This is a genomic window from Nonomuraea aridisoli, assembly GCF_003236395.1.
In the GTDB taxonomy this organism is placed as follows: domain Bacteria; phylum Actinomycetota; class Actinomycetes; order Streptosporangiales; family Streptosporangiaceae; genus Nonomuraea; species Nonomuraea aridisoli.
Window position 1 is genome coordinate 17,124 of the sequence record NZ_POUD01000012.1, and the last position, 14,678, is coordinate 31,801.

The following is a 14,678-nucleotide window of genomic DNA, read 5'->3' on the forward strand; positions in this document are numbered from 1 at the left end:
CGGAACCTCAGTGCTGGAACGCCCCCGCGTCCGGGGCGCCGGTCAGCGGCCGGCCGGCGGCGTCCTTGGCGAAGTCCTTGCCGCCGTACCAGGAGTGGGTGAGGGGCACGCCGCGGTCGAGCGCCGGGGAGCCGGGGCGTACGCGCAGGTCGCTCGCAGAGGAGAAACGCGGGTCGGCCATGACGGACTTCGGCCCGAGCGCGAACCGCGCCGTGCGGCCCTTGTAGACGCCGCCGGCCTCGTCGGCGCCCTTGCCGTCCTCCCAGCCGGCCTGGCCGCCGACCACGATGACGTTGTTGCGCAGCTTGAGGATCGACGGCGCGCAGCCGTGGTGGCAGGACCAGCCGATGGTGTGGCGGCCCGGCAGGTGGACGGAGTTGTGCACGGCGACCGTGCCCTTGACCGGGCCGACGATGTGGCGCGGGCCGCGGGTGATGAGGAACGAGCCGCGGCTGCGCGTCGAGGTGACGACGTTGAAGGCGAAGACGTTGCCGGAGGCGGTCTTGCCCTTCTTCGCGCCGAGTTCGGTGAAGGTCTCGTTGTTCCCGGCGGTGTTGTGGGTGATGCGGTTGCGGTCGCCGTTGTAGACCTCGACCGCCGCGCCGTCGAAGCCGTAGTCCTTGCTCCTGGCGAAGCTGCCGGTGATGGTGTTGCCGGTCACCACGTTGTCGTCTCCGTTGAGCAGCACGCCGAACGCGCCGGAGTCGTTGTCGCCGCCCTCGTCGTTGACGCTCATCCGGTTGTTGTCGGCCAGGACGCTGTCACGCACGGTGTTGCGCGAGCCGGAGTAGGTGACGTGGACGCCGGCGATGTTGCGGTCGGCGTGCACGCCGGCCAGCTCGTTCTGGTCGCCGTCGAGCCGGAAGCCGGCCCAGCCGCAGCCCGAGGCGCGCAGCCCGCTGACGCGCCAGTGGTTCCCCTTGACGATCACGCAGTCGTCGTCCGCGCCGCTGATCCTCGCCAGGGGGCCGGCGCCGTACGACTTGATCACGATGGGCCGGGCGGCGGTGCCGCTGGCCTCCAGGGTGAGCGGGCCGGTGAAGGCGCTGCCGCGCTTGAACGCGACCGTGTCACCGGGCTTCAGGTCGGCGGCGTTGACGGGGGCGAGGGTCTTCCACGCGGTGCCGGCGCCCGTGCCGGCCGCCGCGTCGTCCCCGGCCCGGGAGTCGACGTAGTAGGTCGTGCCCGCTTCGGCGTGCGTCTGTGCCTGGGCCACTGACGGAACGGCGGGAAGGAGCGAGGCGACCACGGCCACGGACAGCAACCTCATGCGAGCACACCACTATCCAGTTGCGTCGAACGGAATTCGGTAGTCGCCCACCGTAGCGTGATCGCCCGATGACGCGCCACACATCCGCGAAGCTCCACCCGCATGATGGCGCCTTTGTCAAGCCCTTCGGCAAAGGTCCGGAAAAGGAGACGGCATGGCCCCCCTGCAACTTTCCGCAACTTGCACTTGACCTTTCGCCGAGGAAAGGGCGATCCTGCACCAGACCACCACCCGACAACTCGGGTCATCCGGGGAAGGACAACCATGCTCGGCAACGACGACTGGTGGCGGGACGCCGTCGTGTACCAGGTGTACCCTCGCAGCTTCGCCGACGCCGACGGCGACGGGACGGGCGATCTGGAGGGCGTGCGCGAGCGGCTCGGCTATCTCGCCGACCTGGGCGTCGACGCCATCTGGCTGAGCCCCTTCTACACCTCCCCGATGGCCGACGGCGGCTACGACGTGGCCGACTACCGCGACGTCGACCCGATCTTCGGCACGCTCGCCGACTTCGACGCGCTCGTCGCCGAGGCCCACGGCAAGGGCATCAGGGTCATCGTCGACCTGGTGCCGAACCACTCCTCCGACCAGCACCCGTGGTTCCAGGAGGCGCTGCGCGGGGAGCGCCGCGACCGCTACGTCTTCCGTGACAAGCCCAACGACTGGGAGTCGATCTTCGGCGGTCCGGCCTGGACGCAGGTCGCCGACGGGCAGTGGTACCTGCACCTGTTCGCGCCCGAGCAGCCCGACCTCAACTGGGAGCACCCGGAGGTGCGCGCCGAGTTCCGCGACATCCTGAGCTTCTGGCTGGACCGGGGCGTCGACGGCTTCCGCGTCGACGTGGCGCACGGCATGATCAAGGCCGACGGGCTGCCCGACGTGGGCGTGAAGGAGGGCCCGCAGGCCGAGATGCTGGGCGACGAGATCGTCCCGTACTTCGACCAGGACGGCGTGCACGACATCTACCGCGAGTGGCGGCCGATCCTCGACTCCTACCCGGGCGGGCGCATGGCGGTGGCGGAGGCGTGGGTCTCCTCGCCCGAGCGGCTGGCCCGCTACGTCGGCCCCGACGAGCTGCACCAGGCGTTCAACTTCGAGTTCATGATGGCCGACTTCCACGCCAAGTCGTTCCGCACGGTCATCGAGAAGTCGCTCAAGGAGGCCGAGCTGGTGGGCGCGCCCACCACGTGGGTGCTGTCCAACCATGACAAGCCGCGCCACGTCACCCGCCACGGCGGCCTGGCCAGGGCCCGGGCGGCCACCCTGCTGATGCTGGCGCTGCCCGGCTCGGCCTACCTCTACAACGGCGAGGAACTGGGGCTGCCCGAGGTGCTCGACCTGCCCGACGAGCTGCGCCAGGACCCGGCGTTCAAGCGCCGCGGCGAGAGCCGCGACGGCTGCCGGGTGCCGATCCCGTGGACGTCGTCCGGCGACCTCGGCTGGCGCGACCCGTGGCTGCCGATCCCGCCGGCGTGGGCGTCGTTGTCGGCCGAGGCCCAGGAGGACGACCCCGATTCGACGCTGAACCTCTACCGGGCCGCGCTGCGGCTGCGCAAGCGGCATCCGGCGCTCGGCGGCGGCACGCTGACGTGGCTCGACTCCCCCAGGGACGTGCTGATGATCGAACGCGATCCGGGGCTGGTCGTCGTGCTCAACACGGGTGAGGAGCCGGTGAGCGTGCCCGGCGAGGTGCTGCTGGCCAGCGGGCCGCTGACCGACGACGGCGCAATTCCACCAGACACCGCCGTCTGGGTACAACGCTGACGATTGGTCGAAACTTTTCCTTTACCGGACAAATACCTGCAATTACGCTCGGTAACCTCGGGGGGTGGCACCCCGGTGGGCCCGGTCCCTGCGCGTACGCGTCACCCTCATCGCGACGGCCGTCGCCGCCCTCGTGCTCATCCCCGTGGGCGTCGGCGGCATCGCCGTGTCCCGGACCCTGGTGACGGCCAGCGTCTACAGCGAGACCCGTGACACCGCCGAACGCGTCGCCTTCGAGATGCGCGGCGGCGCGCTCCCCCTGGGCTCGTCCATCCCGGTGCCGAACCCGAACGTCGACCTCATCCAGGTCGTCGCACCCGACGGCCGGTTCCTGTCGACGAGCGACGCGGCCAGGAACATGCCGCCGCTCAGCGACGTGCGCCCCGGCCCCCGCCACCGCGTGGTCAACACCACGAACTGCCTGCCCACCGAGTGCGTGCACCTGACGGCGGTCCGGGTCTCCATGGGCGCCGACTCCCCCGTCGTCTACGCCGGCCGCAGGACGCCCGAGATGCTCGCCACCCGGGTCGTCGACGTCGTCGTGTACGCGGAGATCGCCGTCCTCATCGCGCTGGCCGGCTGGGCCACGTGGCTGATCACCGGCCGGGCGCTGCGGCCGGTGCGGATCATGCGCGGCGAGCTGGACGCCGTGCACGCCGGCGACCTGAGCCGCCGGGTCACCCAGCCGCCCGGCGACGACGAGGTGGCCCAGCTCGCCCGGTCCGTCAACGGCACGCTGGAGCGGCTCGAACGCTCCGCCGAGCAGCAGCGCCGCTTCGCCTCCGACGCCTCCCACGAGCTGCGCACGCCGATCGCCGGGCTGCGCGCCCAACTGGAGAGCGCCCAGCTCTATCCGGACGACACCGACCTGCAGAAGCTGGTGGACAGCGCGCTGCGCGACACCGACCGGCTGGAGGCCATCATCACGGACCTGTTGCTGCTGGCCAGGATCGGCTCGCGGGTGGACGCGGCCAGGGAGCGCATCGACCTGGCCGGCCTCGTGCGGGCGGAGCTGAAGGTCAGGAACGACAAGCTGCCCGTGCGGGTGGACCTTGAGCAGGGCGTGGTCGTCGACGGCGTACGGCTCCAGCTGGCCCGCGTCCTGACGAACCTGCTGGACAACGCCCAGCGGCACGCCGAGCACACGGTGAGGGTGACGGTCGGCAGGGAGGGCGGCCAGGCGGTGCTGGCGGTGGAGAACGACGGCGTGGAGATCGCGGTGGAGGACCGCGAGCGCATCTTCGAACGCTTCACCCGCCTGGACGCCGCCCGCAGCCGCGACACCGGCGGCACCGGGCTGGGCCTGGCCATCGCCCGCGACGTCGTCCAGGCGCACCGCGGCCACATCTGCGTGGAGGACTACAGGGGCGGCGCCCGCTTCGTCCTGCGCCTGCCCATCGCCCCGCCGGACGACGACTCGTGAACACTCCGCCCGGCACGACGGCGGAGCCGGGAGATCCCGGCCCCGCCGCGAAAACCCCGCCCCGCTCAGGCGGGCGTCATCTCCTTGGCCGGCTCGCGCGGCTCCGGCTCGTCGTCGTCGAGCAGCGTCGCCTCGTCGAACGGCGCCCGCCCGGCGAGCACCTGCCCGGCGCGCTCCCGGTCGAACTCGCCGGTCCAGGTGCCCACGAGCACGGCCGCCACGGCGTTGCCGGCGAAGTTCGTCAGCGCCCGCGCCTCGGACATGAACCGGTCGATGCCCACGATGAGGCCGACGCCGTCGACCAGCTCGGGCCGGTGCGCCTGCAGGCCGCCCGCCAGCGTGGCCAGGCCCGCGCCGGTCACGCCCGCCGCGCCCTTGGAGGCGATCATCATGAACAGCAGCAGCGCGAGCTGCTCCCCGAACTCCAGCGGCGACCCGGTGGCCGTGGCGATGAACAGCGTGGCCATGGTGAGGTAGATGGCCGTGCCGTCGAGGTTGAACGAGTAGCCGGTCGGCACGGTGATGCCGGCCACCGCCTTGCTCACGCCCAGGTGCTCCATCTTGGCGATGAGCCGCGGCAGCGCCGTCTCCGACGACGAGGTGGACAGGATGAGCAGGAACTCGCGGCCCAGGTAGCGCAGCAGCGACCACAGGTTGATCCGGGCGACCGCCCACAGGATCGCGCCCAGCACCACGCCGACGAACAGCACGCACGTCACGTAGAAGGCGACCATGATGATGGCCAGGCTCTTGAGCGCCTCGATGCCGGTGGCGCCCACGACCGCGGCCATCGCGCCGAACGCGCCCACCGGGGCGGCCCACATGATCATGGCGAGGATGCGGAACACGAGTCGCTGCAGGTGCTCGATGCCGCGCAGGATCGGCTCGCCCTTCGGCCCCATGGACTGCAGCGCGAACCCGGCCAGCAGCGCCACGAGCAGCGCCTGCAGCACCGAGCCCTCGGTGAGCGACGACAGCAGCGTCTCGGGGATGATGCCGAGCAGGAAGTCGACCGTGCTGGCCTCCCCGCCCTCGGCCGCGGCCGTCTCCGCCGCCTGCCGGGCGCTGTCGGTCAGCTGCAGCCCCGCCCCGGGGTCGATGAGGTTGCCGACGAGCAGGCCGATGATCAGCGCTACCGTGGACATGACGATGAAGTAGCCGAGGGCGAGCCCCCCGACCTTGCCGACCTTGGCGGCCTGGCGCACCGAGCCGACGCCGAGCACGATGGTGCAGAAGATGATGGGGCCGATCACCATCTGGATCAACGCGACGAAGCCGGTGCCCAGCGGCTTGAGGGCCGTGCCGACGTCCGGCCACAGGAAGCCGACCATGATGCCGAGCAGGACCGCCACGATGACGGCCAGGTAGAGATATCGGGTGCGATCACGCATGGCACTGTCTTTCAGCAGGTTTTGGAGGGACCTTCTGATGTGCGACTATGCGCCTCACGAGTGATGCAGGTCACCATTGCGTAAGTTTCGTTCACGGAGAGGTCCAGAGATGCGGCGCTGGAGCCTGGCGGGCCAGATGCTGGTGCTGCAGTTGCTCGTGGTCGCCGTCACGGCCACGGGCGGCGCGGCGCTGGCGCTGGTGCAGGCCCACGAGTTGCTGACCGAGGAGGCGGGCGCCACGGCGCGGGCCGTGGCGGTCAGCGTGGCGGCCTCGCCCGACGTGGCGGACGCCCTCGACGACCCCGACCCGAGCGCGCGCCTGCAGCCGTACGCCGAACGGGTGCGCCTGGCCACGGGTGTCGACTTCATCACGATCATGCGGACCGACGGCACCCGCTACACCCATCCGAACCCGGCCGAGATCGGCCGCCGCTTCCTCGGGCACACCGGGCGGGCGCTGGCCGGCGAGACGTTCAGCGAGACCTACACCGGCACGCTCGGCCCCTCCAAGCGCGTGGTCACCCCGGTCGTGGCCGGCGGGCAGGTTCGGGCGCTGGTCAGCGCCGGCATCACGATCGACCGGATCAGCGCCCGGCTGCGCGACCGGCTCGCCTGGGGCGGGGTGATCGTGGCGCTCGCGCTGGGTCTGGGCGTGGCGGGCACGTGGCTGGTCACCGCGCGGCTGCGCCGCCAGACGCACGGGCTGGGCCCGGTCGAGCTGGGCCGCATCCACGAGCACCACGACGCGGTCCTGCACGCCGTCCGCGAGGGCCTGCTGCTCGTCGGCAGGGACGGCCGGCTGACGCTCTGCAACGACGCCGCCCGGCACCTGCTCGCCCTGCCCGCCGACGCCGAGGGCCGCCACGTGGCCGAGCTGGGCCTGGCCCCGCTCGCCGAGGGGGTGCTCCGCGGCGAGGAGGAGCAGGTGCATCTGGTCGGTGACCGGGTGCTGGCGGTCGGCACCGCGCCGAGCCGGCTCGGCACCGTGGTCACCGTGCGTGACCACACGGAGCTGCAGGCGTTGACCGGCCAGCTCGACGCCGAGCGCGGTTTCGCCGAGTCGCTGCGCTCGGCCGCGCACGAGGCGGCCAACCGGCTGCACACCGTCATCACGCTCGTGGAGCTGGGCCGTACCGAGCAGGCGGTCGCGCTGGGCACGGCCGAGTTGCGGGCCGCCCAGGAGCTGACCGACCGCGTGGTCGGCTCCGTACGCGAGCCGGTGCTGGCGGCGCTGCTGCTGGGCAAGAGCGCCGAGGCGGCCGAGCGCGGCGGCGAGCTGGTGATCAGCGAGGACAGCGAGCTCGACGATCTCGGCCTCGACCCGCGCGAGCTGGTCACCATCGTGGGCAACCTGATCGACAACGCGATCGACGCGGCCGGCCGGGTGGAGGTGCACCTCAGCGGCGACGAGCACGGCGTGGTGATCCGGGTGGCCGACGACGGGCCGGGCCTGACCGACCCGGCGGCGTTCGAGAGGGGCTGGACGACCAAGGGCGACGGCCACGGGCTCGGCCTGGCGCTCGTCGGGCAGGCGGTGCGGCGGCTCGGCGGCACCATCGACGTGGCGGGGTCGGAGTTCACCGTGCGCTTGCCCGTTCGGGAGCCGGCCAGATGATCCCTGAGCAGATCAGCGTACTGGTGGTGGAGGACGAGGAGATCACCGCCGAGGCCAACCGCATCTACGTCGAACGGGTGCCGGGCTTCGAGGTGGCCGGGGTGGTCAGGTCCGGCGGGGAGGCGCTGCGCTTCCTGCGCCGCCGGCCGGTCGACCTCCTGCTGCTCGACCTCAACCTGCCCGACATGCACGGCCTGGAGGTGTGCCGGGCGGTGCGGGCGGGCGGCCTCATGTGCGACGTCATCGCCGTCACCTCCGCGCGCGACCTGGCCATGGTGCGCTCGGCGGTGTCGCTCGGGGTCTCGCAGTATCTGCTCAAGCCGTTCACGTACGCGACACTGGCCGAGAAGCTGCAGCGTTACGCCCGGTTCAAGGACGAGGCGGGCCTCGCGGTCGGGCAGGGCGACGTGGACCGGGTGCTCGGCACCCTGCGGGGCAGCTCCGAGCTGCCCAAAGGCATGTCGCGCGACACCCTCGACGCGGTCGCCGCGCGGCTGCGCGAGCACCCGCACGGGATGGCGGCGCAGGGCGTGGCCGACGTGGTCGGGGTGTCGAGGGTGACGGCCCGCCGCTACCTGGAATACCTGGTGGAGCTGGGGATGGCGGTGCGCGTCCCGAGGTACGGCGGGGTGGGCCGGCCAGAGTTGCTCTACCGGATCCCCATGGAAAGTTAATGACGGTGACGCTGGCCGTTCAATCCGGCCATCTAGCTTCTGGGTGCTATCCGATGCGTTTGAGGAGAAACACCTTGCGAGTCCTGGCCGTAGTTCCCGCCCGCGGAGGTTCGGCGGGCGTACCCCTGAAGAACCTCGCCCTGGTCGGGGGCGTCCCGCTGGTCACCAGGGCGGTGCGCGCCTGTCTGCGCGCCGAACTGGTCGACGAGGTCGTGGTGAGCACCGACCACGCCGGGATCGCCGAGACCGCCAGGCAGGCCGGCGCCACCGTCGTCGAGCGTCCCGAGGAGCTCAGCGGCCCCACCGCCTCCAGCGAGTCGGCCGTGCTGCACGCGCTCGACGCGCTCGGCGCCGACCCCGAGGTGGTCGTGCTGGTGCAGGCCACGAGCGCGTTCATCGACCCGGAGGACCTGACGTCCGCGGTGCGCAAGGTGCTGGACGGCGAGGCCGACTCGGTCGTGTCCGGGCTGCCCACGCACGAGTTCCTGTGGACGGCCGCCGGCGCCGGCGTCAACCACGACCCGGCCGTCAGGAAGCGCCGCCAGGAGCTCGAGCCGCAGTTCCGCGAGAACGGCGCCTTCTACGTCATGCGCACCTCCGGCCTGCGCGAGCACGGCCGCCGCTTCTTCGGCACGATCGCCGTGCAGCCGGTGCCGCCGCAGCACGCCGTCGAGATCGACCGGCCGGAGGACCTCGAGCTGGTGCGCGCGCTGGCCCCGTTCGTCGACAAGCCCGAGCCGATCGACGTGGACGCCGTCGTCACCGACTTCGACGGCGTGCACACCGACGACCGCGCCTACGTCGACTCCGACGGCCGCGAGATGGTCCTGGTCAGCCGCTCCGACGGGATGGGCGTCTCGCTGCTGAAGCGCTCCGGGGTGAAGGTGCTGGTCATGTCGACCGAGCAGAACCCGGTGGTGGCCGCCCGCGCGCTCAAGCTCGGCGTGCCGGTGCTGCAGGGGCTGTCCGACAAGCGCACCGCGCTGCGCGAGTGGCTGCGGATCGAGGGCCTCGACCCGGCCCGCGTCGCCTACGTCGGCAACGACGTCAACGACCTGGGCGCGATGGGCGAGGTCGGCTGGCCGGTGGCCACGCCCGACGCCCACCCGAAGGCGCGCGCCGCGGCCCGCGTGGTGCTGACCAGGCCCGGCGGGTCCGGCGCGGTGCGCGAGCTGTGCGACCGCGTGCTGGCCGCCCGTCCCGAGGCGGCCGCGACGCCGGTCGCCACGGCGTCCGGCACGGTCACCCCGGCGGCGCCGGTCCGCACCCGGCCCCGCTTCGCGCCGGTCGCGATCGGCGACGTGCTGGTGGGCGACGGCGAGCCGGTGTACGTCATCGGCGAGATCGGCATCAACCACAACGGCGACCTCGACATCGCCCGCCGCCTCATCGACGTGGCCGCCGACGCCGGCTGCCAGGCGGTCAAGTTCCAGAAGCGCACCCCCGCGATCTGCGTGCCCGAGGAGCAGAAGGGCCAGATCCGGCAGACGCCGTGGGGCGAGATGACGTACCTGGAGTACAAGGAGCGCACCGAGTTCGGCCGCGACGAGTACCGGCAGATCGCGAAATACTGCGACGAGCGCGGCCTGCACTGGTTCGCCTCGCCGTGGGACGTCCCCTCCGTGGAGTTCCTGGAGGAGATGGACGTGCTGGTGCACAAGGTGGCCTCGGCCAGCATCGCCGACCACGAGCTGCTGCGCGCCCTGGCCGCCACCGGCAAGCCGATCATCCTGTCGACCGGCATGTCCACGCTGTCGGAGATCGACCGGGCGGTCGAGATCCTCGGCACCGACAGGCTGATCATGATGCACGCGACGTCCACGTACCCGCTGCCTCCCGAGGAGGCCAACCTGCGCACGATCACCACGCTCAAGGAGCGCTACGGCGTCCCGGTCGGCTACTCCGGCCACGAGCGCGGCCTGCAGATCTCGCTGGCCGCGGTCACGCTCGGCGCGGTCACCGTGGAGCGGCACATCACCCTCGACCGCACGATGTGGGGCTCCGACCACGCCGCCTCGTTGGAGCCGTCCGGCCTGGAGCACCTGGTACGCGACATCCGCATCATCGAGCAGGCCATGGGCGACGGCGTCAAGCGCGTCTTCCCCGGCGAGGAGGCTCCGAAGGCCCGCCTTCGCCGGGTGACCGCCTAGTCACGTCGTAACCCCTGGAGAAACCTACCTTGACCACCCTCTCGGTCGTCGTGCCGGTGCGGGACGGCGAGCGCTACATCGCCGACGCGCTCACCTCGCTGTGCCGCAACGCCCGGCACGACTTCGAGTTCATCGTCGTGGACGACGGGTCCGTGGACGGCACCGGCGAGGTCATCGCCGACTTCGCCGGTGACCTGCCCGGTCTGACCGTGGTGCGCAACCCCTCCCCCGTGGGGCTGGCGGACGCGCGCAACGCGGGCCTGTCGGCCGCGACCGGCCGGTACGTCACGTTCATGGACGGCGACGACTGGCTCGCCCCCGGTTACCTGACACGGCTCGTCGAGGCCATCGACGGGCTCGGCTGCGACTTCGTCCGCGCCGACCACGTGCAGGTCGAGGGCCGCAAGCGGGTCGTGCACCGCGCCCCGGCGGCGCGGCGCGGCGCGGTGCTCGACCCCCGCGACGCCATCCTGCCCGCCGACGTGCGCACCATGGTGGACTACCCGTACGCCTGGGCGGGGATCTACCGGCGCTCGCTCGGCGACCTGCTGTGTTTCCCCGGCTCGCTGCACACGGCCGAGGACCGGCCGTGGATCTGGCGGCTGCACCAGGAGGCCGCCTCGTTCGCGGTGGTGTCGATGGCCGGGGTGTTCTACCGGCGGTTGGTCGCGGGGTCGCTCACCCAGGTGGGCGACGAGCGCCAGCTGCACTTCTTCGACGCCTTCGAGCTGGTCTTCAAGGACGTGGACCCGCGCTTCCTGCCCAAGGCGGTGCGGAACTTCTGCGCGCTGCTCGCCCACCACCTGGAGCTCGGCGACCGGTTCACGCCGGAGCTGCGCGCCGCCTTCGAGGAGCGCGGCGCGCAGATGGTGCGCGCGCTGCCGGCGGAGCTGGTGGCCGACTCGGTCGCGCGGATGCCCGTCGAACGTGCGGACGCGTTGCGGCCGCTGCTGCCCGACCTGCCCCCCAGCCCGCATGTCCGGGTCCGCCGGGACCGGGAGGAGACGTAAATGAAGGTCTTCTACGCCTCGACGTTGTTCGGGGTGATGTCGCTGGCGGCCGCCATCGACGACGGACGGTTCGGCGACGGCCGCCGCGTGCTGATCGTGTCGAACAACGCGACCGTCCCCGAGGTGGCGACGCCGCTGGAGCAGACCCCCGGCTTCGCCGTGCTGCGCTCGCGCTTCGACGAGGTGCGATCCTGGAACGAGCTCATCGCGCCGCTCCACCCGTCGGACTGGCGGGCGCGCGTCATCGAGGTGCCGATGATCGAGCGGCTGCTGCGCTCGGTGTGGGCGCTGGAGGACGTCGAGGAGCTGGTGCTGGAGTCGATCGCGGTGGCGCCGGCCCGCACGATCGCGGGGCTGGTGCGCGACTGCCCGATCTCGGTCTACTCCGACGGGCTGATGAGCTACGGCCCCACCCGTGACCCGCTGCCCCTCGAGATCTTCCGCCGCGTCGAGCGGCTCCTGCACCTGGGCCTCGTGCCGGACCTGACGCCGCTGCTGCTCAGCGAGTACGGCGTCGCCCCCGAGGTGCTGCCCGCCGAACGGTTCCTGGCGATCGTGCACGAGGTCACCGCGACCGCCCCCGACATGCTGGCCGGGCAGGCGCTCATCCTCGGCCAGTACCTGTCGGCGCTCGACATCGTGACGCCGGAGGAGGAGGCCGGGCTGCACGAGACGATGCTCGGGGCGCTGGCCGCCCGCGGCTACACCAGCGTCGTCTTCAAGCCGCACCCGGCCGCCGGGCGCCGGCACGCGCAGCTCATGCGGGCGGCGGCCGACCGGATCGGGGTGCGGCTGGCGGTGGCCGGGGAGAGCGTGCCGGCCGAGGTGTGCTTCGCCGCGCTGCGGCCCGAGCTGGTCACCGGCTGCTTCTCGACCGCGCTGGTGACGGCCCAGCGCTTCTTCGGGCTGCCGGTGGCCTCGTACGGCACCGAGCTGGTGCTGGAGCGGCTGACGCCGTACGAGAACAGCAACCGGATCCCGGTCACGATCGTCGACGCCCTGCTGCCCCGGCTGTCGGCCGAGGGGCACATCGACCGGCCGCCGGCCGTGGACCTGCCCGCGCTCGTACGCGCGGTCGGCTACTGCATGCAGGCCGACGCCTACCCGGACCTGCGGCCGGCGGAGATCGCGTTCGATCCGCGCTACTTCAAGCGCAAGCGCCTGGAGGCGCTCGGCTTCGCCGTCCCGGCGGCGGCCAAGGCCGAGCCGAAGCCCAAGCCCGGCGCGCTCACCAGGATCGGCAGGAAGCTCAGGTCAGCGCTTTGAGGTAGCGGCGCACGCGGCGCTTGGCCCGGTATCCCACCCGCAACATCTTCGGCGGGACCTCCACCCGGAGCCGGGCCCTGCGTCGCGCGCCCGCGTGCTCGGGCCCGTCGAGCAGCGACCTGGCCGGCGTGCGCGAGTGGGAGATCACCAGTCCGTTGAGCAGCCCCGTCCAGTCGCTGCGCTCGGCGGGGTGGAAGTAGTTGGCGGCGCACCAGGCCGGCGAGGCGGTGTGGAACCTGCCGGCGGCCAGGTCGTCGAGGGTGCCGAGCAGGCCGCTGTCCTCGAAGACCAGGTTGATCATCTCGGCGTTCACGCCGAAGTCGCCGAGCACCAGCGTCGGCACGCCGAGCGCGATCGCCTCCAGCGCGGCCGTGGAGCTGACCGTGACGAACCCGGCCGCCCGCGTGAGCTGGTCGTGCATCGACCCGGTGGCGAACTCCACCCGGCCCGGCTCGCCCATCTCCCGCCACAGCCGCTGGTAGTGGAAGCGTTCCTTGTGGGTCTGGCGCTCGTCCTCCAGGGCGCGCAGCTTGACCACGACGTCGAGGTCGGGGCGGGCGGCGGCCAGGTCGGCGAGCACGCGCAGGATGCTCTCGCGCTGCTCGCGCTGGCGCGGCACCTTGGCCTGGGTGGCGAACACCACCCGGTCGCCACCGCGCGCCGGCGCCTCGAAGGCGGGGCCCGCGGGACGCAGGAACGGCAGCCGGGCCAGGCCCACCGCCCCTCCCCCGCCGAGCCGGGCGGCGATCTCGGAGAACTCCGCCACCTCGCGCTCGCTGTGCACCACGAACAGGTCGCAGCCGCTGCGGAACAACCACGCCTTCTCCGTCGCGGGCACCGAGATGCCGGGCAGCCCGCTGACGAACACCGGCCGCGGCCGGAGATCGGCCAGCACCTCGGCCACCAGGATGTCCACGACCGGGCCCGTGCAGGCCACGAGGATCACGTCGGGCCTGGTCCGTTCGGCCAGCCGCCGCACGGAACGGGCCGACAACACGGGCGGCGCCGGGCGCCCCTGCACGGCGGCGGCGATCTGCTCCCCCGAGGGGGCGATCGGCGTGCGCACCACGGCCAGCTCCGTCACGCAGCCCGGGGGCAGGTCACCGAGCAGGCAGGCCGCCCACTTCAAGTACGAGTCGGAGTCGGCGACCGCCAGCACTCTCACCCAGACACTCCAGTCAAATGCGATCGCAGGGCGGGGGCCGCCCTGCTGGTCCACCAGTCATCGGGAACGTCCACGGGCTCGACGGCGACGCCGCGCGGGCTGAGCAGCACCCGCAGCGAGGTGATCGCGGTCGAGGGCAGGCTGAGCACGCGCTGCCCGGCGTCGAGGCCGCGCAGCGTCAGCTCGGCGGGCGCGCCGGCGTCGTGGACGGTGATGCCGGGACGCTCCCGGATCAGCGCGACGTCCACGGGGTCCTCGCGGCGGTGCGGGTAGTACGCCAGCGGCTCGCGCGCGGCCAGGTCGGTCAGCCAGCGCAGGTAATGGTCGCGGTGCACCAGGCCGTTGCGGACGAGCGAGGTGCCGAGCACGACCGTGCGCTCGGCAGGGCCTTCGGCGCTCGGCGGCTGGGCGCGCAACCAGGCGAAGTCGTGCCGGACGAGCTCGACGCCGGCCCGGCGGACGGCCGCCTCCAGCTCGGCCTCCACCGGCAGGGCGGTGAAGACCGACACCCTGCTCGCGCGCAGCCGCAGCGCGGCGGCCAGGCCCAGCGCGGCGCGCATCCGGCTGGCTTCGGCGCGGGCGCGCAGCAGCGGCCGGTACGGGCCGTCCGCGATCAGCTCCAGCAGCCGCAGCGTGGCCAGCCCGTCGTCCACGATGACGACACGGCCGGGCCTGGACAGCAGCCAGCGCAGCTGGACCCGGCCGGAGAAGGCGTCGCCGAAGGCCTGCACGTGCCGGGGCATGCGCTCGCGCGGCTCGGTCAGCACCAGTCCCTCGGGCAGCCCGAGGCGGCGCAGCTCACGCCGCGTGGCCTTCAGAGGGCGCAGGCCCGCGCGCGGCACGATGGCCGTCACGGGGCCGAGCACCCCGGCATGGTGGGCCTCGACGGCGCACAGCATCTGGAGCGGGGACTCCACCCAGGCCGACGCCTGTTCGACCACTCCTGCCCT

General features: G+C 72.5%; 11 protein-coding genes. 7 read left to right on the top strand and 4 right to left on the bottom strand.

What is annotated here, in order from left to right:
- Positions 1 to 7: 7 nt before the first annotated feature.
- Positions 8 to 1,270: a NosD domain-containing protein gene (locus C1J01_RS05075; protein ID WP_235854261.1), complete on the bottom strand. Its 1,263-nt coding sequence runs from the start codon at positions 1,268 to 1,270 to the stop codon at positions 8 to 10.
- Positions 1,271 to 1,534: 264 nt separating this feature from the next.
- Here C1J01_RS05075 and C1J01_RS05080 point away from each other — a divergent pair, with 264 nt between their 5' ends.
- Together C1J01_RS05080 and C1J01_RS05085 are read left to right on the top strand one after the other, a co-directional pair.
- Entirely contained in the window at positions 1,535 to 3,034 is a 1,500-nt protein-coding gene (locus C1J01_RS05080; RefSeq protein ID WP_111176527.1) for a glycoside hydrolase family 13 protein, read from the top strand.
- A gap of 64 nt (positions 3,035 to 3,098) precedes the next feature.
- Positions 3,099 to 4,457, top strand: coding sequence for a sensor histidine kinase (locus C1J01_RS05085; protein WP_111176529.1), 1,359 nt, complete (start codon positions 3,099 to 3,101; stop codon positions 4,455 to 4,457).
- Positions 4,458 to 4,522: 65 nt separating this feature from the next.
- Here the strand turns inward: C1J01_RS05085 and C1J01_RS05090 are convergent, their stop codons facing one another.
- Positions 4,523 to 5,848 (bottom strand): cation:dicarboxylate symporter family transporter, encoded by a 1,326-nt coding sequence (locus tag C1J01_RS05090; protein ID WP_111176531.1) that lies wholly within the window; start codon positions 5,846 to 5,848, stop codon positions 4,523 to 4,525.
- Between the two features lie 109 nt (positions 5,849 to 5,957).
- Between C1J01_RS05090 and C1J01_RS05095 the strand changes: the two genes are divergently transcribed.
- The 5 genes from C1J01_RS05095 to C1J01_RS05115 all read left to right on the top strand — a co-directional run bounded on the left by C1J01_RS05095 (position 5,958) and on the right by C1J01_RS05115 (position 12,563).
- On the top strand, positions 5,958 to 7,463 hold the full coding sequence (locus tag C1J01_RS05095; RefSeq protein WP_111176533.1) for a sensor histidine kinase: 1,506 nt from the start codon (positions 5,958 to 5,960) through the stop codon (positions 7,461 to 7,463).
- Positions 7,460 to 8,137, top strand: coding sequence for a response regulator (locus C1J01_RS05100; protein ID WP_111176535.1), 678 nt, complete (start codon positions 7,460 to 7,462; stop codon positions 8,135 to 8,137). The genes C1J01_RS05095 and C1J01_RS05100 overlap by 4 nt, the downstream gene beginning before the upstream one ends.
- A 74-nt stretch (positions 8,138 to 8,211) precedes the next feature.
- Positions 8,212 to 10,287 carry an N-acetylneuraminate synthase family protein gene (locus C1J01_RS05105; RefSeq protein ID WP_235854262.1) on the top strand — a complete coding sequence of 692 codons (2,076 nt, stop codon included), beginning with the start codon at positions 8,212 to 8,214 and terminating at the stop codon, positions 10,285 to 10,287.
- A 29-nt stretch (positions 10,288 to 10,316) separates the two neighbouring features.
- Positions 10,317 to 11,297 carry a glycosyltransferase family 2 protein gene (locus tag C1J01_RS05110; protein ID WP_111176539.1) on the top strand — a complete coding sequence of 327 codons (981 nt, stop codon included), beginning with the start codon at positions 10,317 to 10,319 and terminating at the stop codon, positions 11,295 to 11,297.
- Positions 11,298 to 12,563, top strand: a complete 1,266-nt coding sequence (locus C1J01_RS05115; RefSeq protein WP_111176541.1) for a polysialyltransferase family glycosyltransferase — start codon at positions 11,298 to 11,300, stop codon at positions 12,561 to 12,563.
- Here the strand turns inward: C1J01_RS05115 and C1J01_RS05120 are convergent.
- Positions 12,547 to 13,728, bottom strand: a complete 1,182-nt coding sequence (locus tag C1J01_RS05120; protein WP_111176543.1) for a DUF6716 putative glycosyltransferase — start codon at positions 13,726 to 13,728, stop codon at positions 12,547 to 12,549. The two genes, C1J01_RS05115 and C1J01_RS05120, sit on opposite strands and share 17 nt — an antisense overlap.
- Complete coding sequence (locus tag C1J01_RS05125) at positions 13,725 to 14,669, bottom strand: hypothetical protein (protein ID WP_111176545.1); 945 nt, start codon at positions 14,667 to 14,669, stop codon at positions 13,725 to 13,727. Before C1J01_RS05125 ends, C1J01_RS05120 begins: the two co-directional genes overlap by 4 nt.
- Positions 14,670 to 14,678: the final 9 nt, after the last annotated feature.

Excerpts from the sequence above, each read along its gene's own strand:
- C1J01_RS05090 (WP_111176531.1), bottom strand. The coding sequence starts at position 5,848 with ATGCGTGATCGCACCCGATATCTCTACCTGGCCGTCATCGTGGCGGTC.
- C1J01_RS05115 (WP_111176541.1), top strand. The coding sequence starts at position 11,298 with ATGAAGGTCTTCTACGCCTCGACGTTGTTCGGGGTGATGTCGCTGGCG.
- C1J01_RS05080 (WP_111176527.1), top strand. The coding sequence starts at position 1,535 with ATGCTCGGCAACGACGACTGGTGGCGGGACGCCGTCGTGTACCAGGTG.
- C1J01_RS05095 (WP_111176533.1), top strand. The coding sequence starts at position 5,958 with ATGCGGCGCTGGAGCCTGGCGGGCCAGATGCTGGTGCTGCAGTTGCTC.
- C1J01_RS05075 (WP_235854261.1), bottom strand. The coding sequence starts at position 1,270 with ATGAGGTTGCTGTCCGTGGCCGTGGTCGCCTCGCTCCTTCCCGCCGTT.
- C1J01_RS05100 (WP_111176535.1), top strand. The coding sequence starts at position 7,460 with ATGATCCCTGAGCAGATCAGCGTACTGGTGGTGGAGGACGAGGAGATC.